The following is a 20789-nucleotide window of genomic DNA, read 5'->3' as shown; positions in this document are numbered from 1 at the left end:
ATAAATAATGTATCATTCTCTCAATTTGAATATTTTAGCTAGTTCTTATTTTTTTCAAGACGATTAATATTTTTTTTAAGCTTAGCTTCGAACTTTTCAAATTCATAAACTTGATTCAAAACTTTAAAATCACGTGTTGCTAATATCGCGATATAATAATTTATTAACATACTCATAGCATAAATCATTGGCAATAAACCGTTCTGTAATTGCGAAGATATTAGTGAAAAATATTGGAATAGATAGAGAAAAAATGCCGATATAGTTGATAATAAAAGTATACGTAAAACACTAATTAAGCCAAATGAAATTAGTTTGCTTAAATTTTCCTTTAGTTTTCTTCTTTCGTTCAACTCATGCATTAAATTACTAACTCGTTTTACTCTACTTCTTTCAGAGTAATTTGAATAAAAGTTTACAATTCTAGGTGTTACTAAATTAGTTATAACCCCTAATGGAATTACTAAAATTATAGCAATTATTGAGAGAGTGTTCCCTAAGTTCATGTACTTTTTCCTTTTTTCATTAATTTATTATATTCTATATAACATTCAAAATAACTTAATATACTTTTTCTTTACCATATAACAGCTAAGATTATATTAATTAAATTTTGAATTTAGGATTTTTTTATAAAACTTTTATTTTCAAGCTATTATAAGTATTCAGTTGGATTTGGTATCTCATCTAATATAATTTGTTTATCAGTAAACTTTAAGAAAAAGAATAGTGTTGAATCGATAATTCGAAGCCGTCGATTTGTAATATCATAATCAAAAAGTGGTGGGACAACTGACTTTTTATTCTGAAGGACCCCGAGCCCATGTAATAAATTTGTCATATCACCAGGTCTAACATCTTCTGATCTGTAATGTACATCTTTAATTTTCGAATGTAGTTCTTGTCTTTGAATTCCTTGTTTTAAATCTTCAATGTCTGTTTCAAGAATAACTTTTACTATGTAATAGGGTAAAAAAAGACCTCTTTCATAAAGACGACTAGCGTCAGCTATACTTTCAAGCGCTCTAAGATGTCTCGAAGTATAACTCTCTACCTTAATACCAATCGCTTCCTCTAATATTTCTATATCCTCTAATATTAAACAATTTTCAGTTTTACCTATCACTTTAGAAGAAATACAGAATTGCTTACAAATTTCTTGCACAATACCGATATTCCCAAAAGAGACCTCGATAATTCGACGTTTCACTTCATCAGAAAAACGAATGTTTAATTGATTAACGCCTTTATTAATAACTTGATCAAAATCTTTATCCTCCCAAGGCTCAACAGGTATCTCTACTATTCTGTCAACTAAATCTCCATTAAATTGATTTAGCCGATTTCGCTCACGCCATATTCCTAAAATAATAAATCTTATTCCTATTTCTTGAAATGAACGTAAATCAAAGGCTAATTTACGTTGAACCTCATCACTTAAATAATGGAAGTTTTCTAACACAATTACTTTATCTCTTTTTGTAATATGAATTACTTCTCCAATATCTTGAGCTAACTCTAAATTAATATCAATTGACTTATAATTTATTACTTTTTCGACAGCATCCGAACCTTTAATTCCTAAACTCCCATCACCTTCACCTAAAAAAGGAACTTTAACCTTTACTTTAATTCCTGCATTTGCCTCACCGGCTTTAATTGTTTTTTCTGATGAAGAAGTTTCTAAAAGAATTTCAAATTGCCGTAGAATCGATGCATAGATGTCTGCTGTGTTATGTTGGGGACCGCATTGTATTAATATCTCTTTTTCCTCAGAGAGATGCTTTCTTCTGAGTGCAGATTTGCCTTGTTTAGAAGAACCATAAACAATGATATGTTTGTCTCCCTCTAATGCTTCTTTAAATTTTGCGTCTACTTGATCTCTTTCAATGTAACTAAGAACCATATCTTTACTCACACCAAATACTTGAGAAACCGTTAATCTCATTAGTATACACATCCATTTATTTTTTAATATATTTTACCACATACCTATTTTAAATATCCTATAGATTCCAAAAATAGAATCTTCATATAAATAATTTATGAAATTTTATAAATAAAAAACTGCAATCAGTGTAGAAGAATGCAGTCTTTTTTAACTTTAGTCTTAATAAAAGATAAACCACAGTGCCGCTGCCACTAAAAACAGGCCGGCCCCGATGAAGAGAATCTTCGCTAGTCTCTCATATACCATGTCTTCACCTCACCAACGCCGCACCAACGACGAGCGAGACCCCAATCGAGAGCAGGAACGCCATCAAGCCGACGGCGATATTCCCTTTCCCGATCTCCTCGTTCACTTTGAGCGACGGCGTCAAAAATTCGAATAGCCAATACGTCACCAACAAGAGCAAGAAGCCGAAGCTCCCGCCGACCAACACGTCCATCGTCTGATCGTGATGGCTCTCGACGACGCGGAAGATATTGGCGAGACCGACGATTTTCCCGCCGGTCGCGAGTGCGACGGCAATATTTCCTTTTTGAATCTCGCGCCAATTGCTGTACGGTGTCGTCACCTCGAAGATGGCGAGACCGACGACAATCATGAGCCCGGCAATCGTATACAGACCGAGCGACTCAAGCAATACACCGAACGTTACGTTCCCCATTATCATCATACCCTCACTTCAGCTCGACGACCGTGACACCGAGTCCGCCTTCCCCCATCCCCCCGGGGCGCTGACTCTTCACGTGACGATGTCCTTTCAGATACTCCTGCGTCGCTTGGCGCATCGCCCCGGTCCCAAGACCGTGGATGATGCGGACGTTGTCATACCCGGACACGAGTGCCTCGTCGATATATTTGTCGAGGCGGGAAAGCCCTTCTTCGACCCGGACGCCGCGCAAGTCGAGTTCCGACTTCGTCGAGCTCTGACGTTTGAGCGAGCTGCCTTTCGACTGGAGCGACTGCTCTTTCGACGGGCCGATCTTTTGAAGGTCGTCCGCTTTGACGTTCACTTTCATAATCCCGACTTGGACGTTGTACTCGTTATCGTTCAATTGCTTGACGATATAGCCCTTTTGGTTGAACGTCGTCACTTTCACTTCTTCGCCTTTACTGAACGTACGTTTCTGTTGCGCTTTTTGTTTCACTTTTTGGATCTTTTTGTCTTGGAGCGTCGGTTTCGCCGATTCGAGCTGTTTCTTCGCGGCGATAATCTCGTGCTCTTTGATGATGCCTTCCTCACGCAGCTTCTTCAAGCGGTCGATGACTTCGTTTGCCTGGCGCTTCGCCTGTTCGACTGCCTTCTCGGCACGGGCCTCGGCTTCACCGTACATCGTGTCGCGCTCGCGCTCGAAATCGGTCAGCTTCGCTTCGAACGCAGCCTGCTCTTCTTCGAGGTCGTGGCGTTTGACGATCAATTCTTTCTCGAGTTGCTCGGCGCGATGCTTGGCCGCCTCGAGCTCATTGATCATCGATTCGACCGACTCGGCGTCGGTACCAACGTGGCTCCGCGCCTTGTCGATGACCTGTTCCGATAAGCCGAGACGTCGGCTAATCTCGAACGCGTTCGAACGTCCCGGTACGCCAATCAATAGACGATACGTCGGGCTGAGCGATTCGATATCGAACTCCATCGAGGCGTTCATGACGCCTTCGCGGTTATAGGCGTACGCCTTCAGTTCCGAGTAGTGCGTCGTCGCCGCCACACGGGCGCCGCGACGTTTCACTTCGTCAAGGATGGCGATGGCAAGGGCCGCCCCTTCTTGCGGGTCGGTCCCGGCACCAAGCTCATCGAATAGGACGAGTGACATGAAGTCAATCTTGTCGAGCATGCTGACGATGTTCGTCATGTGCGAGCTGAATGTCGAGAGGCTCTGCTCGATTGACTGCTCGTCGCCGATATCGGCATAGATGGCGTCAAAGACGGACAGCTCCGTCCCGAATTCGGCCGGCACGTACAGACCTGACTGCACCATCAATTGGAGCAGTCCGAGCGTCTTGAGCGTGACCGTCTTCCCGCCGGTGTTCGGTCCGGTGATGACGAGCGATGTGAACGCCTCACCGAGCTCGACCGTGATCGGCACGACCTCGTCTTGCGGGATGAACGGATGGCGCGCCTGTTTCAACTTGATTTCTCGCTCGTCGTTCAGTTTCGGTTCCGTCGCTTTGAGCTGATGGCCGTAAGCGACTTTCGCGAACACGAAGTCGAGCGTGGCGAGCACGTCGAGGTTCGTCACGACCGAATCGGCGACACCGCCGACGAGGTCCGACAGTTCGCTCAAGATGCGGTCGATTTCGGCGCGCTCTTTCAAGCGTACTTCTTGAATCTCGTTGTTGATCGACACGATCGCCTGTGGCTCGATGAAGAGCGTCTGGCCCGATGCCGATTGGTCGTGGACGATCCCGCCGAACGCTTGGCGGTACTCCATCTTGACCGGGACGACGTAGCGGTCGTTCCGAATCGTGACGATGGCGTCCGACAGCATCTTCGCATTGTTGCGGAGGATGTTGTCAATCCGTGAGCGGACGCTGCCCTCGAAGCTACGGAGCTGGGTCCGGAGACCGCGGAGACGGTCGCTCGCCGAATCTTGGACCGTGCCTTGGTCGTCGATGGCCTGACGGATTGTCTGTTCGACCTCGATTAGTTTCGTCAAACGCTCGGCATACTCGTCGAGACGCGGGATGCGGAGGTCTTCATTGTCCTCGTGAAGCTTCTCGAAGAAGTTCTTCACTTGGCGGCCGCTGTACATGACGGCGGCGACGGCGAGCAGTTCGCTCGTCGAGAGGACCGAGCCGATGGCGGCCCGTTTCACTTCACTGCGGACGTCGGTCAGTCCACCGAGCGGGAGACGGTCCCGGAGCCTTACGACCTCGGTCGCCTCGCGGGTGACGTTCAAGTTCGACAATACCCGGTCGTACGTATAGTCGGGCTGCATGTTGAGCGCCCGTTCTTTTCCGAGCGAGCTCGCGGCGTGGGCGGCGAGCTGCTGGCGGAGTTTTTCATATTCTAAAACGCGTAACGCGTGATCCATCTAGCATGTTCCTTTCTGTCGCTTCGCGTCGATGAACGCCTTGGCGTCCTCGAACGAGAGGCAGTTGATGATGTCTGACGGTTCGAGATAGGCTTTCCGGGCGTGCAGGACGCCGAGTGCCATATCTTCCATCATATCAGGGTGGTGCGTGTCGGTGTTGATCATCAGTTTAACGCCGGCCGCCTTCGCTTTCTTAAGCGTCGAGGCTGTCAAGTCGAGCCGGTTCGGGTTCGCGTTCAACTCGAGCGCCGTCCCCGTCTCTTTCGCGAGGGCGATCAAGCGCTCCTCGTCGATCGGATACCCGTCACGGCGCCCGATGAGGCGACCGGTCGGATGGGCGATGACGTTGACGTACGGCGAGCGGCAGGCGTTCTCGAGCCGAGCCATAATCTCGTCGACGGATTGGTCCATCTTCGAGTGAATCGAGGCGACGACGTAGTCGAGTGTCGCCAAGAACTCAGGCTCATAGTCGAGCGTCCCGTCCGGGCGGATGTCCATCTCGACACCGCGCAGGACGTGCATATCGTGCTTTTTGGCGGCGGCGAGAATCTCTTCCCCTTGCGCCTCGAGCCGTTCCTCGGTCAAGCCGTTGACGAACGACATGTATTTGCCGTGGTCGGTGATGGCAATCCACTCATAGCCTCGCACTTTCATCGCTGCGACGAGTTCGTCGACCGTCAGCTTCCCATCCGACCAGACCGTGTGCATATGGGCGTCGGCCCTGATGTCGTCGAGCGTGACGAGCTTCGAGAGGTCGTGCTCGAACTCTGCGTTTCCGGCCCGGAGCTCCGGCGGGATGAACGGCAGCCCGTAACGTTCGAACAACTCGGCTTCCGTCTCCGGTTGCCAGAGGCCGTCCGCCGTCTCGACGCCGTACTCGGAAATCGACTCACCCTTCGCTTTGGCGAGCTGGCGCATGCGCACGTTATGGTCTTTCGAGCCGGTGAAGTGATGCAGTGTCGCGGCGAAGGCGCCCGGTTCGACCATGCGGAAGTCGACCGACACCATCTCCTCACGTTCGAGGACGAGTGATACTTTCGTCTCGCCGGCCGCGATCACCTCATTGATGAACGGGAGGGCGAGCAGCTTGTCACGGAGGGCGACAGGCTCTTCGGTCGCGATGATGAAGTCGAGGTCTTTACACGTCTCCTCGGCGCGGCGGAAACTGCCGCCGACCGAATGGCGCAAGACGAGCGGCTCGGCTTCGAGCACCGCTTCAATCTCTTCGACGACCGGACGCATCATGGCGTACGCGAGGCGTTCCGGGCGTGACTCGAGGTTCCGGGCCGCCGTGAGCAACTTCTCGACGCTCTTGGCGCCGAAGCCAGGCAGGCTCGCGGCCGTTCCGTCCTCTAATACGGTGATGAGCGTCTCGAGGTCGACGACGCCGACCTCACGGAGCTTGGCGAGCTTCTTGCCGCCGAGTCCTTGGATTTTGAGCAGTTTCATGAGACCGTACGGAATCTCTTCTTGGAGTGACTCGAGCACTTCACTGCGTCCCGTGTCCCGCCATTCTTCGAGGACGGCGGCCGTCCCTTTGCCGATTCCCGCGATTGTCGTCAAATCTTCGATGTCCTCGAGTTCGAGTTCCGTGTTCTCGAGCGCCGTCGCGGCTTTGCGGAAGGCGTTGATTTTGAACGGGTTCTCCCCTTTAATCTCCATATATTGCGCGATTTTCTCTAGCAGCATCATCGCTTCGACTTTATTCATCGTGCTTCCCCCTTTTCCATACAGAAAAGGCCGAGACACAAGCACTAGCTTGCATTCCGGCCTGTCGTGTTACAACATCTTATTCGAGAACCATTCAGAGAGATATGGCGTGTCTTGAATGATGTACGTCGCGAGCGACGAGTTGTCGACGGCGCTTTGGACGCTTGCCATCGGTACGAACGCGATGACCCACAAAATGAAGAACGTGATCACGTACGCCTCGAAGAAGCCGAGGACCGCTCCGATGATTCCTTTCAATTGACGCAAGATCGGCAAGTCCGTCAAGAAGTCGAGCATCGATAGGATGAGATGCAAGACGAGCTTCGTGATGACGAACAAGACGACGAACCAGAAGACGTTATAGAACGTCATCTCGAGTCCTGTCAGTGCGTTTAAATCGATGACACCTTCCGGAAGCGAGCCGTCGAGTTGCGACGGATATGGAATCCATAGCTTGAACGCTTCGGCAAGATCACGGTAGTAGGCATTGGCGACGAGGAAGCTGATGATGAGCGCGACCCAATGGCCGAGTTGCAAAATCGCCCCGCGACGGAATCCGTTAACGATTCCGATGAACAAGAAAAACAGTATAAGTAGAGTAACCATAAAGTGATTTATTCTCCCGTATTTCGTTTAGTTTTGACGTGATCACTCGCGATTTGGATAGCGGCGAGCACCGCTGCCTGACGAGCGTCTAGATGAGGGGACTGTTCACGAATCTCACGGATCTTGCTATCGACCAGAAAGCCCACTTCCCTCACATGATCGGCCGGCTCTTCGCTGACGATCGTATAGTCCTGACCCGCGATATGGATCGTTGTTCGTTGTACCTGCACGCGTCACCCCTCCTTTACGTCTATTCAAAATTAATCATAACATCGTTTGTATATTAGGAAAAGAAGAAGGTCCCTCCCTTTTCCACTCCAACATTTTGTGATACCCTATTTCAAAGTTGTCAAACGTCAATCTTCGTTGGAAAATGAAAGATAGGGTGGCAACACGTCACTAAATGTGCGAAAATAGCAACAATTCAAACATTAAGAGAGGATGATTTTTTTGAAATTACGTATTGGCCTTCTAGGTCGCATCATCATCGCTATCGCATTCGGGATTCTACTCGGTAGCATCGTACCAGAAAGCCAGAACTGGATTGTCCGAACGTTTGTCACGTTCAACACCGTCTTTGGGCAGTTCTTAGGCTTCGCCATCCCACTGATCATTCTCGCTTTCATCATTCCAGGAATCGGGGAACTTGGAAAAGGCGCTGGGAAATTGGTCGGTTTGACGGCCGCCATCGCCTACATCTCTACAGTCGTCGCCGGGACGCTCGCTTACTTCACAACGAGCAACTTATTCCCGCAAATCTTGGCACGCAGCAACACGTCAGCTGAAAACCCGGAAGAAGCCCTCTTGAAAGGCTTCATCGAATTCGAGATTCCACCGGTATTCGGCGTCATGACGGCGCTCATTCTCGCCTTCGTCATCGGCATCGGGATTGCCGCCATCGAAAGCAAGCGCTCGCTCGACCTAGCTATGGATTTCCGCGATATCATTGAACTACTGATCAGCAAAGTCATCATTCCACTATTACCGATTCACATCGCCGGAATTTTCATGAACATGACGTATGCCGGACAAGTCGCTGAGATTCTCTCGGTGTTCTCGCTCGTCTTCGTCACGATCATCGTCCTTCACATGACGATGCTCTTGATTCAATACTCGATTGCAGGGGGCCTCAACAAAGAGAACCCGCTCCGTCTCTTGAAGACGATGATGCCAGCTTACTTCACAGCTATCGGGACACAGTCGTCAGCGGCGACAATCCCGGTCACACTTCGTCAGGCGAAAGCGAACAACACGGACGAAGGCGTCGCCAACTTCGTGGTGCCGCTCTGTGCGACCATCCACTTGTCAGGATCGACGATCACGCTCACATCGGTCGGTGTCGCTCTCATGTACTTGAACGGTATGCCGATGTCATTCGCCATCGTGCTCCCGTTCATCCTCGCCCTCGGCGTGACGATGATCGCGGCACCAGGCGTACCAGGTGGAGCCGTCATGGCCTCACTCGGATTGTTCGGCTCGATTCTCGGGTTCGATGCGACGATGCAAAGTCTCGTCATCGCCCTCTACTTGGCACAAGATAGCTTCGGTACGGCGACGAACGTCACGGGAGACGGGGCCATCGCCAAAATCGTCCATTACTTCAAGCGCAACACAAAATTGCTCGACGATGCGAAAGCGCGCGAGGAAATCGCGTAATCCTGTCTATAATTTGATAGAATGAAAAAAACGGGCAAGCCATCAGGTTTGCCCGTTTTGTATACATACGATGAAAGGGTGTTCATATGGAACTGATTCGTTGGAACGACCTATCCGGATTTGAAGAACGTGTCATGCCCTACCTGCTCGAACATGAGGCCGAGAACAGCTTGATGATTGGCGTGCTCGATGCCATCAAGCAAGGCCGCTACGAGACGTATCATCAACTGACCGTCGAAGAGGACGGTGAGGTGCTCGCAATCCTTCAAGTGACGCCGCCTCATCCGCTCAACTATGTGCTCGTGAAGCTCGAGCGAGAGGATGACGTCCTTCGTTTGCTCGTGCCTGAACTGTTGAATGGGGATATCCCCTTCACCGAGGTCGTCTCGCAAGCCGATTTAGCGATGAACTTCTACACGCTCTGGTATATCCTGACGGCGCGAGAGCCGAAAGTCTTCATGGAGCAAGGACTGTATCGTCTTGATCACGTCAACGACATCCAACTGTCAGAAGGATCGATGCGACGGGCGACCGAGGACGATATGACGTTCCTCGTGAAAGCGTACAGCGCGTTCGAAAAGGAAACCGGTTTGCCTGTCTCGTCGAAGACGGACGCGACACAAAAGATAGCGACGATGCTCGAGAATCAAGAAGTGTACGTCTGGGAAGTCGACGGCAAGGTTGTCTCGTGTGCGAAAAAGTCGCGCGAGACCGCGAACGGCGTCACCGTCTCGTTCGTCTACACGCCAAAAGCGCTTCGTAAGCGCGGCTATGCCCGCTCGCTCGTCGCCGAGTTGAGCCGGGAGCTCTTGACGTCGAAACAATATTGTACGCTCTATACGGATTTGAGCAACCCGACATCGAACAAGATTTACAAAGAAGTCGGCTATCAAAAAATCTTCACTTCGGCGTGGATTCGATTGCCTAGCTGATTTGATGCGCCTCCCCTATACTGTAGGTGGAGGCGATTTTTGATGAACAGATTATTCGGTTGGTGGCAACGCATCCCGCGCCGGGTCCGCTTGACCGCCTTGACGGTCGTCACGCTCGCCGTGATCGGCTATATGGTGTTCCTCGGCGGGCGGAGCATGCTCGACGACCCGAACTGGGAGACGCTCTGGCTGAGCGTCATCGGGGCCGCTCTCTTGACCTTTATCGCGTATAAGGCAACAAAAAAGTGATCGACGCGTTCGTCGATCACTTTTTGTATAGGCTTAGAAGAATGAAGCTGGGTTGACCGTGTTGCCCGCGCTCGAAGAAGAGTACGAGTAACCACCACGGTGGATTTCGAAGTGCAAGTGTGAGCCAGTCGAGTTCCCTGTGCTACCCATGCCGCCGATATGTTGACCTTGTGTCACACGTTGGCCGGCCGATACCGATACCGAGCTCATGTGTGCATATACAGTCGTCCATACTTGACCGTTCAAGACGTGCGTGATGATGACGTGGTTCCCGTAAGCGCCACCCCATCCAGCTGTCGTGACCGTGCCTGTTTGGGCTGCATTGATTGGTGTGCCAACTGGTGCTGCCAAGTCAATTCCATTGTGGAACGTGTAGCCGTTCGCACCGCTAGCTGGTCCCCATCCCTGTGTGAGGCTACCGCCTGAAGGACGTTGGAACATGCCGCCGCTTGCCGGCACAGAAGATGCCGCTGCCGACGCTGTCGGCGTGCTTGCCGCGCTAGCGCCAGTGTTTGTCGCTTGTTTTTTCTTCGCAGCCGCTGCTGCCGCTGCCGCACGTTTCGCTTCTTCGGCCGCACGACGTTGTGCTTCCATTTCAGCCTTGATGGCTTTCTCTTGCGCTTTGAGTGTTGACTCCATTTCTTGGAGGCTCATCAATTTCGATTCGAACTTCACTTTCTCAGCGTTGAGTTTCTTAATCTTCGCTGCGCGCTCTTTCATTTTTTGGTTGAGCGTCTTTTGACGTTGTTCGAGTTCTTCTTTTTGTTTCACGAGAGCATCGCGCTCGGCTTTCAATTCAGCTTGCGCTGCAGCCAATTTTTCTTTCGTCGCTTGATACTCTTCGAAGATTTGTTTGTCGTTCTCTTGAATCGTACCCGCCGTGATCATGCGTGTGAGCAAGTCACCGAAGTCTTTCGATCCGAAGATGAACTCTGCCCAGTCGATTGAGCCGCCGCCATTTTTTTGCATCGTGGCCATGCGCTCTTTCATGAGCTCTTCTTGCGCCTTCATTTTCGCTTCATATTGTTTAATCTGCTTTTGAAGGGCTGCAATTTTTTGTTGTGTTGCACGAATCTCAGCTTTCTTTTGCGCGACGTCGCTGATGACGTCTTGGAGTTCAGCGTCTAACTTGTTGATTTCTTGCTGCTCTTTGCTGATCGCCTGTTCACGTTTTTTGATCGAGGCGTTCGCTTTGCTCTGTTCACTGTTATTCTGTTGTTGTTGCTGCTGCACCTTTTTTTGCTTGTCCGTAAGTGACGCTGCATAGCCAGGTGTCGTGCCGCTAATGAGAATAGCTCCTAAAGTGACGGTTGCTGCAAGTTTCTTCAAGTTAACCAATGTGCTTCCCTCCGCTGAGTTCTCTGAATTTCTATATAAAATAGATCGCATAAGTTATAAGTTAAAAGGCGAATTCCGATATCGCTCTGAGACTCATTATAGCAATCTAAACCTAAAGTTATTTTACACTTATATTTCATTCCCGTTACATTGACCTAATTTAGGTTTTATCCGTTTAAAAATGGGGGTATTAAAGGATTTCGAAATTTTTCTTGTCACACAAACGTTATAAATAAAAAAGAAAAGCACTTCATGAAAGCGCTTTTCAAATAACTACCTATATGATTTTTTTACCACCTTGGGGCCACGAACCCTGACCGCGACCGTTTATGACGGCCTTGTTTGAATAGTAGAAATCCGCCGATGAGGAGGATGCCGCAGGCGGCACCGAAACTATCGAGCAGGACGTCTTGAATGAGCGGCGTCCGTTCCGGCGTCAAACTTTGATGGAACTCATCGAAGATGGCGACCGTGTTCGCGAGTGCCCAGGCGAACAATAGTGTCAGCCCAGGATGGAGTCGCGTGCGCGAGACCGCTTTGACGAGGAGTGCCCCGAGTGCAAAGAAGACGGTGAAGTGCGCCGCTTTCCGAATCAAGAACTCGATCAAGCCGACGCTGCCTTTCGCCTCAAGCGATACCGGTCCCCCGGCATACTCGAAATCGACGGTCGAGAGGACCGGCTCGGCCCACGTCCAATTAATGCGTTCGAGCGGTGAGACGATACTTTGGTCCGAATACGGGGTCGCGCTCGAGAAGAATAAGCCAATCAGGATCAAACCGATCCATATAAATTCATTTTTCAATATGTACATGACACCTTTCCTTTCTACAACGAGTCTCATTATACGCCGTCCATCATGTTTCATTGTAACAACGACTTCATCATTTGATGACAATTTGATTGCGGACGACCGATTCAAAGTCGTGTCTCGAAATCGCGCTTGATATAATAAAAAGAAAAAGGGGGAAATGAGACATGATTTATCAATATGAAGCGGCCGACATGAGCGGCAAGCTCCAACCGCTATCTAAATACGAGGGGGACGTCCTGTTAATCGTCAACACGGCGAGCAAATGCGGCTTCACCCCGCAACTCGACGGACTCGAGAAGCTATACGAACGTTTGCACGGCCAAGGGTTCCATATCCTCGGCTTCCCGTGCAACCAGTTCGGCAATCAAGACCCGGGATCGAACGAGGAAATCAACGAGTTCTGTCAATTGAACTACGGCGTGACGTTCCCGATGTTCGCCAAAGTCGACGTGAACGGCAAGGACGCCCACCCGCTCTTCCAATACTTATCGAAAGAAGCACCGGGCCTGCTCGGCTCAAAGGCGATCAAATGGAACTTCACGAAGTTCCTCGTCGACCGGAACGGCAACGTCATCGAACGGTTCTCGCCGCAGACGACGCCGGACGAGATCGAGACGGCCGTCAAGCGCCTGTTATAAGTCAAAGGATGGTCCGCCGTAATTCGGCGGGCCATCCTTTTTGTCAACGCGGTGTGATGAAGTTGATCGTGTAGAACGGACTCGACTCCTCATTGTAGACGAGGCCGACCGACACGTGGGTGAAGCCATTTTTCAAGATATTCTCCCGGTGGCCGAGCGAGTTCATCAATCCCCAGTGGGCATGGAAGACGCTCATCTGTCCCATCGCCAAGTTCTCACCGGCGAGGGAGTAAGCAATCCCGGCCTCGTTCATCCGCTCGAACGGATCGCGGCCCTCGGGGTCGGTATGGCTGAAGAAGTTGTTCCGGGCCATGTTCTCACTATGGGCGCGGACGACCGGCAACAACGGTTCATAGTCGGCGAGCGCCGACAGTCCGAACTTCTGGCGGTCCCAGTTCATGAGCATCCGCATCAACTGTTCGTTCGCGACGAGATTGTCTTCTGATACGTCGCCGTAATAGCCGTCACTCGACTCCTCGACGTCCCGGTCGACGGTGAGTACGGCCTTCAGCTTGTCGTCGTCATGCTGATCGAAGAACAGCGTCACGTAGTCATCATCCATCGCATAGACGTTGAACGACGGGTCGTCGGGAATCAAATAACGTTTCAGTCCTTTATTGTATGACTTGACCTCATCGAAACCGATCTGTTCGACTTGTTGTCGCGTCGTCTCGCCCACGATGAGCCCTTCAAAGATGCTGCCCGTCTCAAACTGATACTGGCCTTGCTTCGACCCGTCGGCATCAATCAACTCGAGGCTGCGTTCCCCGCTCTTCTCGAGCAAGTACCAGTCGTGCCCGGCATATTGGCTCGTGAAACGCGGGGCGTCGGTCGAGCGTTCTTGCTGCTCCTCCGCCACTTCCGTCGACTTCACTTGAATGCTCGTCGGCGCCGACACGTTCGGCACTTCAAATTTCCAGGCCGCATACATGCCGATGGCGAGCAATAAAATCACTAATTTACGAAACATCGCGTCTCCTTTCGAAAACCTTACTCCTCTCGCTCACCGAACGCACGCAGTCGTGCCTTGATGTCGATGAGCATCTCCATATAAGCGACATACGTCGCTTCATCTATATTCAGCATACCACTCACTTTGAGCGGCACCTCTTCTGCCTGCTCACGCAGTGCGCGCCCGGACGGTGTGAGCGATAACAGGACACGGCGCTCGTCGTCGGTCGCCCGTACCTTCTCCACGTAGTCGAGTTGCATGAGCCGCTTGACGAGTGGTGACAACGTGCCCGAATCGAGCGTGAGCCGCTCCCCGAGCTGCTTCAAATCGATATGGTCCTCTTCCCATAAGACGAGCATGACCAAGTACTGGCTATATGTCAGGTTTAACGGCGCCAAGATTGGGCGATATAGTCTTGTAAGCTCTTTTGAAGCGGTATAGAGCTGAAAACAGATTTGATGCTCTAATGTTAACGAACTTTTCATAGAATGTCCTCCGGCTATAGTCTTAGGACAAGCATATCATTTGCTTATCTGTTTGACTGCCCTATAATTAGATTGTGCACAACTTAATTGCCTAAAAACGAAATGGAGGAATTGAATCATGAAACCATTATTCACAGCTTCTGCAACTGCAATCGGTGGCCGCGAAGGTCGCGTCACATCGACGGACGGCGTCATCGACTTGAACGTATCAATGCCTGGCTCTAAACACGCGGACGAAGCGACGAACCCGGAGCAACTCTTCGCAGCAGGTTATGCGGCATGTTTCGGTAGCGCCTTGAACCTCGTCATCGGCAAAGAACGTATCAAAACAGACGGCACGAACGTCACAGGACACGTGACGCTCAACCAAGACGATGAAGGCTTCTTCATCTCGGTCGAACTCGAAGTCGAAATTAAGGGTGTCGATCAAGCGACGGCGGAACGTCTCGTCGAAGCGGCACACGAAGTTTGCCCGTACTCGAAAGCGACACGCGGCAACGTCGACGTCAAGTTGACAGCCAAAGCAGCATAATCCGATGGCCCGCTTCTGAGCGGGCTTTTTTTTGCGTCCGGAGCATCAACAGAGTAAACTGAAGAAACGAACGATTCATCGAGAGGAGGCGGACGATGTTCAAAGGCAAACGCAAATATGTGACGATCGGCATCGGGGTCGCGTTCCTCCTCGCCGCTTTCTATAACGGGCTGACCGTCCGGAACTACGCGGTCGAATCGGACAAGCTCGCGTCGGGACAATCGTTCCGGGTCGTCCTATTGTCCGATTTGCATGGTTACTCGTACGGCGACGACCAACGCGTTCTAATCGACAAAGTGCGGGAACAGGAACCGGATTTGATCGCCCTGCCCGGCGATATTCTCGACCGCTTCCGCTCACCCGACGCCTCCTTCGAATTGATTGAAGGCTTGCAGGGCATCGCGCCGATGTATTTCGTGACCGGTAACCACGAGATTGACGGCTCTGACGATTTCGTGCGTCACGACGTCAAAGACGTGTTCCGCTCTTACGGCGTGACGGTGCTCGAGAATGAGACGGCGTCGGTAAATGTCAACGGTGTCGACATCCTCGTCGGCGGGCTCGAAGACCCACTCCGGACGTATACCGAAAATATTCATGCGAGCTGGGAAGAAACGGCGTTGACCTCGCTCGGCGATGTCGACACCGAGACGGCGTTCAGCCTATTGTTGTCACACCGGGCCGAACAGGTCGAGACGTACGCCGCCCTACCGTTCGACCTCGTCTTGTCGGGCCACGCCCATGGCGGTCAGGTCCGTATCCCGTATCTCTTGAACGGACTGTACGCGCCGGACCAGGGCTTCTTCCCGAAGTATGCCGGCGGCCTGTACGAGCACGAGTCATTCACCCACGTCATCGGGCGCGGCTTCAACTACAGCGTCAGCGTACCGCGCGTATTCAACCCTCCGGAGATTGTCGTCATCGACGTCACTGGGACTGGGGCTCCTCAGTGAGCCCCTTTTCCTATTTTCCCCAAAAATCCGGTTCGCATGCGTAAAGGAGGGGTACAGTACTCTTGTTGTGACTTACCTGTTTTTGAAAAAAGGAGGAAGTGAACATATGCGTGCTGTCACCTATCAAGGAGCGAAGAATATCGAGGTCAAAGACGTGAAAGATCCGGAGATTGAGAACCGGGAAGAGATTATCGTCAAAATCACCTCGACGGCCATCTGCGGATCAGATTTGCACATCTACTTAGGCAATATGCCGACCCGCCACGGCTATGTGATTGGACATGAACCGATGGGCATCGTCGAGGAAGTCGGGCCGGACGTGACGAAAGTGAAAAAAGGCGACCGCGTCGTCTTACCGTTCAACGTCTCGTGCGGACACTGTTATTACTGCGAGCACGAGATGGAAAGTCAGTGCGACAACTCGAACCATTCGCCGCATACCGATGCGGGCGGTTATTTCGGGTTCACCGAACAGTTCGGGAACCACCCGGGCGGCCAAGCCGAATATTTGAAAGTGCCATACGGCAATTTCATGCCGCTCGTCATCCCCGAATCGTGCGAGCTCGACGACGAGGCGCTCCTCTTCCTCTCCGACGTCATCCCGACCGCTTGGTGGAGTTTGGACAGTTCCGGGATGAAGGCCGGTGACACGGTCGTCGTCCTTGGTTCGGGACCGGTCGGCCTGATGACGCAAAAGCTCGCCTGGGTGCGAGGCGCGAAACGCGTCATCGCCGTCGACCCGGAAATGTATCGCTTGAACCGGGCCAAACTGTCGAACAACGTTGAGACCGTTCTCATGAAAGACCCGATCGATACGGGCAAATACATTTATGAGATCACGAACGGCGGTGCTGACGTCGTCATCGACTGTGTCGGCTTCGACGGCAAAATGTCTCCGATTGAGAAAGTCGAGCAAAAGTTGATGGTTCAAGGCGGCACGCTCAGCGCCATCAAAGTCGCCAAAGAAGCGGTTCGTAAGTTTGGGACGGTGCAATTGACCGGGATTTACGCGATGAACTATAACCAGTTCCCGCTCGGCGACTTCTTCACCCGCAACGTCAGCATCCGGACGGGACAAGCGCCGGTCATCCACTATATGCCTGAGCTGTTCCAGATGATCGTCGACAAGAAGTTCGACCCGACCGACATCATCACGCACCGGTTGCCGCTCGAGCAGGCGGCCGACGCCTATAAGATGTTCAACGATCATTTGGACGACTGCGTCAAGGTCGTCTTGAAGCCATAAGAAAAGCGGTCCCCGACTTCTGTCAGGGACCGCTCATTCGTTTACCAGATGGTTCGTTTCTCACAGCACTGTGCCTCCCGTTCGATTTGAACGGTCGAGCGCTCGAACGTGGCGAACTGCCGGATTCGTTCCGTCACGTCACGCAAGACGCGCTGGTCGTCCGTGTCCGCCTCAATCAAGACGTGGCACGTGACGGCGAGTTCGTTCGATGAAATCGACCAGACGTGCAGGTCATGGACTTCTTTGACACCGGCCACACCTCCGAGCTCCCGTTGCATCGCCACGACGTCGACTTGGTTCGGTGTCCCTTCCATCAAGATGTGAATCGCCTCCCGCGTCACCCGGTAGCCGCTCATCAAGATGAGTACGGCGACGAATAGGCTCGCAATTGGATCGGCGAGCGTCCAACCGAACGCCATAATCAACAATGCGGCCGTGATGGCCCCGACCGAGCCGAGCAAATCGCCGAACACGTGCAACAACGCACTGCGGACGTTCAAATTGTCACGTTCACCCCGCATGAGTAGCCATGCCGCGAGCACGTTGACGAGCAGCCCGATGATGGCGACCGTGAGCATGCCGCCGCTTAAAATCTCTGGCGGTGCGAACAAACGCTGATACGCCTCGATGATGATGTAGATGGAAATGACGAGCAACGTCAAGCCGTTGACGAACGCCGCCAAAATCTCGAAGCGCCGATAGCCGAACGTCCGCTCCGGCGTCGCTTGCCGTGCCCCGAACCGGACGGCGAGAAAACTGAGCCCGAGTGCCGCCGCGTCGCTGAGCATGTGGCCCGCGTCCGACAAGAGCGCCAAACTGTTCGTCCAGATTCCGCCGATGACCTCGACGACCATGAACGTCGCAATCAGGACGAACGACCAGAATAATGCCTGTTGGTTCGTCGTATGATGATGGTCGTGCCCGTGATGATCATGATGTGCGCCCATAGCGTCGCCCCCTCTCTCTATTATTCTATACCTTTCACCTTAAACATTCAAACGTTCATTTGAATGAATACCTAAAAAACAATCGCCGAAAGGGATGTCCTCTCGACGATTGTCGTTATTTCTGTTCGATCCGGACCCGCATGACGCCGTCATACGGGAACAACTTCAACTGGCGGGTCTCACCCTCATACCAACTGCCGGCGCTTTGACTGCTCGTCGCCGTCACTTCAGGCGTCGCGACCGCTTGGCGGTCCCAGTCAATCGCACGCACTTGTTGGTCACGTACCATCAAGAAGAAGCCGTCATAGAAATGGTATGCGTTCACTTGGTCACGCTGTATCGCTTTCGGGGCACCGAGCTTGGCCCGGACGCTGTCGATGTCTTGCCCGAGCACGTCGAGTGTCGCTTCATCTGCCGTCGGGACGACGGTCTTCCATGCTGCGGTCACATCGTCGTCCGAGACGCTCGTCGCTTCCCCTGTCACTTGCGCTTCCGTCACCCATCCGGTCGTCCGCTCGTTCAATTGGAGTTTGACGAAACCGCTGATGGACTCGAGCTGTTCGAACCGGTCCCCGAGGTCGGCCTCATAAATGACCGTCACCCTGTCGTCCGCGAACACTTTCGTATAAGGTGCCGCGATATAGACGTACGTTCCCGCCGACTCATCGGCCTCTGCTTCCGCATCGGTCTCTTCTGTCGCCTCTGCTTCACTATTGACCGACTCGGTCGCGATATCGTCCGTCTCCGGCAATGCCGATTTCTTCGAGTCCATGAGGGCCGCGAAGGCGATGACGCCGACGAGTGAGGCGATCAATGCGATGACCGTCGCCGTTTGCCATAGCCGTTTCCGTTTCCGTGATGCGGCCCGTGATGCCCGAACTTCTTCTTTCATATGATTCCACCCCTATTTGTTTCGTCTGTCCTGTTCGGATTCGGCAAGGGGGATGCCGTTTCCTGCCTCGTCGAAGAAAATGTGCGGCTCGCTCGTCAATGTCTCGAGCGTCTGTAGCGTCGCGTCGACGTCGACCGGCGGCATTGTATCTCCGGACTCGAGCACGCGCACCTTCTCTCCGAGCTCGATCGTCCGGTCCGTCAAGCGGTGGAACGTCCGGTCGTGCGAGATGAGAATCAATCCGCCTCGATACACCTCGAGGGCGGCTTCGATTTGCTCACGTGTGGCCACGTCCAAATAGTTCGTCGGTTCATCGAGGGCGAGCACATCCGCATCCGAGAAGTACAAGATGAGGAAGGCGATGCGGCACTTCTCCCCCATGCTCGCCTCTCGGATCGGCTTATACACCTCATCGCGGCGAAACAAGAAGTGAGCGAGTAGCGTCCGTGCCTCCGTCTCGGTGATGTCACTTTCGGCTAGGAGCGCGTCGAGCAACGTTCCTTCTGTCGGTAGTCGGGCGAGTGTCTGTGAGAAGTAACCGACCTTCAGTTTCGGATGACGCCTGACGTGCCCAGCATCCGGGACGAGTTCACCAATCAACAGTTTCAACAACGTCGTCTTCCCGCTCCCGTTCGGCCCGATAATGGAGATGCGGTCACCCCGGTTCACCGTGAACGAAAGTCGCTCGAACAGGGATACGTCGTAACCGAACGAGATGTCGTCGACCGCAATCCACGTCTTCGCCTCGAGCGGGTCGGCTTGGAAGCGGACCGAGATATGGGCCGCCTCTTTCGGACGGTCCGGTCGCGTCCCCTCGAGTTGTTCGAGTTTACGCTCCCGCGCCTTCATCTTGACGGCGAGGTTCGCCGCGCCTTTTTGAGCACCCGGACTTCGCACGCTCGCCGTCGCTTTCGCTTTCAAATGCCAGCCCTTGTATTGGGCGATCATATCGAGCAGCTCCGACTTTCGCGCCATATAGCGGGCATGGGCCCGTTCGTCGCGTACCCGTTCTTCAGCTTTCTGATGTTTATACGCCGTGTAGTTGCCCGGGTAGCGGACGATGGTCCCCTCATCTAGCTCGAGAATGACCGTCGCGACGTCATCGATGAATTGCCGATCGTGGGAGATGGCGAGTACCGTGCCCGGAAACGCGTTTACCCAGCGCGTCAGCCACTCGATCGACTCTAAATCGAGATGGTTCGTCGGCTCGTCTAAGAGGACGATGTCGACGTGTCGCATCGTGAGACGGGCGAGTTGGACCCGTGTCTGTTCACCGCCGCTCAACTCGCGGAGTCGGCTCGAGTCATGTCCGTCAAGACCGAGCCGTTTGAGCGCCTGTCTCGCCTCAAGCTCGAGCCCGAAGGCGTCGGTCGCGAGTGCCTCGTCATACGCGTCGAGCACGCGCGCCGCATCACCTGATGTGACGGCAAGATAGAGGTTGTAGCGCGCCAAGTCGCCTTGCATGACGTAGTCGAGCGCGGTCTCTTCCCCCTCAAACACGGTCTGTTCGACGACACCGACCGTGCCCAAGACGTCAATCACGCCCGACTGTGGGGCCAGTTCGCCTACGAGCAACTTGAATAGCGTCGTCTTGCCGGACCCGTTCTGGCCGAACAAGACGGCCCGTTCGCCTGCCGCGACGTCGAACGAGACGTTGTCGAATAATGGTTGCCGGTCGTGGTCGAACCGGACTTGCTTCATACTTAACATATTGTTTCACCTCGCTAGTTTGTCCGATACGCGATGAAACAAAAAACACCATCCGCAACGTGCGGTGGTGTGAAGAGATCCGGTCAAGCGGAAAGAAGGGTCACCCCCTTAGCCTGAAATTGGACACACTTCACCCGAGACTGTTCGTGCG

Annotated in this window: 21 protein-coding genes; 7 read left to right on the top strand and 14 right to left on the bottom strand. The window is 52.5% G+C overall.

The window, feature by feature from the left end:
• Positions 1–38: 38 nt before the first annotated feature.
• The 7 genes from KNO58_RS06965 to zapA form a co-directional block, all read right to left on the bottom strand.
• The gene (locus KNO58_RS06965; protein ID WP_214752554.1) at positions 39–506 is read right to left on the bottom strand and encodes a hypothetical protein; all 468 of its coding nucleotides are present in this window, start codon (positions 504–506) and stop codon (positions 39–41) included.
• 149 nt (positions 507–655) lie between these two features.
• Positions 656–1948, bottom strand: coding sequence for a hypothetical protein (locus KNO58_RS06960; protein ID WP_214752553.1), 1293 nt, complete (start codon positions 1946–1948; stop codon positions 656–658).
• Positions 1949–2201: 253 nt separating this feature from the next.
• Complete coding sequence (locus tag KNO58_RS06955; RefSeq protein ID WP_251026135.1) at positions 2202–2612, bottom strand: DUF350 domain-containing protein; 411 nt, start codon at positions 2610–2612, stop codon at positions 2202–2204.
• A 13-nt stretch (positions 2613–2625) separates the two neighbouring features.
• Entirely contained in the window at positions 2626–4980 is a 2355-nt protein-coding gene (locus KNO58_RS06950) for an endonuclease MutS2 (RefSeq protein WP_214752549.1), read from the bottom strand.
• On the bottom strand, positions 4981–6690 hold the full coding sequence (gene polX, locus KNO58_RS06945) for a DNA polymerase/3'-5' exonuclease PolX (RefSeq protein WP_214752547.1): 1710 nt from the start codon (positions 6688–6690) through the stop codon (positions 4981–4983).
• A 69-nt stretch (positions 6691–6759) separates the two neighbouring features.
• Positions 6760–7296, bottom strand: a complete 537-nt coding sequence (locus KNO58_RS06940; protein WP_214752464.1) for a CvpA family protein — start codon at positions 7294–7296, stop codon at positions 6760–6762.
• An 8-nt stretch (positions 7297–7304) separates the two neighbouring features.
• Positions 7305–7526 (bottom strand): cell division protein ZapA, encoded by a 222-nt coding sequence (zapA, locus tag KNO58_RS15385; RefSeq protein WP_021066785.1) that lies wholly within the window; start codon positions 7524–7526, stop codon positions 7305–7307.
• A gap of 211 nt (positions 7527–7737) precedes the next feature.
• On the opposite strand from zapA, the gene KNO58_RS06930 reads away from it, so the two are divergent.
• The 3 genes from KNO58_RS06930 to KNO58_RS06920 all read left to right on the top strand — a co-directional run bounded on the left by KNO58_RS06930 (position 7738) and on the right by KNO58_RS06920 (position 10133).
• Positions 7738–8952: a dicarboxylate/amino acid:cation symporter gene (locus KNO58_RS06930; RefSeq protein ID WP_214752545.1), complete on the top strand. Its 1215-nt coding sequence runs from the start codon at positions 7738–7740 to the stop codon at positions 8950–8952.
• 86 nt (positions 8953–9038) lie between these two features.
• Positions 9039–9884 (top strand): GNAT family N-acetyltransferase, encoded by an 846-nt coding sequence (locus KNO58_RS06925; RefSeq protein WP_214752543.1) that lies wholly within the window; start codon positions 9039–9041, stop codon positions 9882–9884.
• Between the two features lie 42 nt (positions 9885–9926).
• Positions 9927–10133: a hypothetical protein gene (locus KNO58_RS06920; RefSeq protein WP_214752541.1), complete on the top strand. Its 207-nt coding sequence runs from the start codon at positions 9927–9929 to the stop codon at positions 10131–10133.
• A 33-nt stretch (positions 10134–10166) separates the two neighbouring features.
• Here KNO58_RS06920 and KNO58_RS06915 read toward each other — a convergent pair whose 3' ends face one another.
• Entirely contained in the window at positions 10167–11471 is a 1305-nt protein-coding gene (locus KNO58_RS06915) for a murein hydrolase activator EnvC family protein (protein WP_214752539.1), read from the bottom strand.
• A 290-nt stretch (positions 11472–11761) separates the two neighbouring features.
• A complete protein-coding gene (locus tag KNO58_RS06910) occupies positions 11762–12283 on the bottom strand; it encodes a VanZ family protein (RefSeq protein WP_214752537.1) in 522 nt (173 codons plus the stop codon).
• Positions 12284–12447: 164 nt separating this feature from the next.
• On the opposite strand from KNO58_RS06910, the gene KNO58_RS06905 reads away from it, so the two are divergent.
• On the top strand, positions 12448–12921 hold the full coding sequence (locus KNO58_RS06905) for a glutathione peroxidase (RefSeq protein ID WP_214752535.1): 474 nt from the start codon (positions 12448–12450) through the stop codon (positions 12919–12921).
• Between the two features lie 43 nt (positions 12922–12964).
• Here KNO58_RS06905 and KNO58_RS06900 read toward each other — a convergent pair whose 3' ends face one another.
• Both KNO58_RS06900 and KNO58_RS06895 read right to left on the bottom strand, forming a co-directional pair.
• Positions 12965–13891: a CAP domain-containing protein gene (locus KNO58_RS06900; RefSeq protein WP_214752532.1), complete on the bottom strand. Its 927-nt coding sequence runs from the start codon at positions 13889–13891 to the stop codon at positions 12965–12967.
• Positions 13892–13911: 20 nt separating this feature from the next.
• A complete protein-coding gene (locus tag KNO58_RS06895) occupies positions 13912–14358 on the bottom strand; it encodes a MarR family winged helix-turn-helix transcriptional regulator (RefSeq protein WP_214752530.1) in 447 nt (148 codons plus the stop codon).
• A 118-nt stretch (positions 14359–14476) separates the two neighbouring features.
• On the opposite strand from KNO58_RS06895, the gene KNO58_RS06890 reads away from it, so the two are divergent.
• The 3 genes from KNO58_RS06890 (at position 14477) to KNO58_RS06880 (ending at position 17089) form a co-directional block, all read left to right on the top strand.
• Entirely contained in the window at positions 14477–14890 is a 414-nt protein-coding gene (locus tag KNO58_RS06890; protein WP_214752528.1) for an organic hydroperoxide resistance protein, read from the top strand.
• A 95-nt stretch (positions 14891–14985) separates the two neighbouring features.
• Positions 14986–15843: a metallophosphoesterase gene (locus KNO58_RS06885; RefSeq protein WP_214752525.1), complete on the top strand. Its 858-nt coding sequence runs from the start codon at positions 14986–14988 to the stop codon at positions 15841–15843.
• Between the two features lie 106 nt (positions 15844–15949).
• Positions 15950–17089: a zinc-dependent alcohol dehydrogenase gene (locus tag KNO58_RS06880; RefSeq protein WP_214752523.1), complete on the top strand. Its 1140-nt coding sequence runs from the start codon at positions 15950–15952 to the stop codon at positions 17087–17089.
• A 41-nt stretch (positions 17090–17130) separates the two neighbouring features.
• Here KNO58_RS06880 and KNO58_RS06875 read toward each other — a convergent pair whose 3' ends face one another.
• The 3 genes from KNO58_RS06875 to abc-f all read right to left on the bottom strand — a co-directional run bounded on the left by KNO58_RS06875 (position 17131) and on the right by abc-f (position 20638).
• Positions 17131–18036 carry a cation diffusion facilitator family transporter gene (locus KNO58_RS06875; RefSeq protein WP_214752521.1) on the bottom strand — a complete coding sequence of 302 codons (906 nt, stop codon included), beginning with the start codon at positions 18034–18036 and terminating at the stop codon, positions 17131–17133.
• Between the two features lie 115 nt (positions 18037–18151).
• Positions 18152–18928, bottom strand: coding sequence for a hypothetical protein (locus KNO58_RS06870; protein WP_214752518.1), 777 nt, complete (start codon positions 18926–18928; stop codon positions 18152–18154).
• Positions 18929–18940: 12 nt separating this feature from the next.
• Positions 18941–20638, bottom strand: a complete 1698-nt coding sequence (gene abc-f / locus KNO58_RS06865) for a ribosomal protection-like ABC-F family protein (protein ID WP_214752516.1) — start codon at positions 20636–20638, stop codon at positions 18941–18943.
• Positions 20639–20789 lie beyond the last annotated feature (151 nt).

This window comes from Exiguobacterium sp. J17977, from assembly GCF_018616375.1.
Taxonomy (GTDB): Bacteria; Bacillota; Bacilli; order Exiguobacteriales; family Exiguobacteriaceae; genus Exiguobacterium; species Exiguobacterium mexicanum.
Note: the sequence above shows the minus strand (reverse complement) of the source record. Positions and strands in the feature narration are given on the sequence as shown.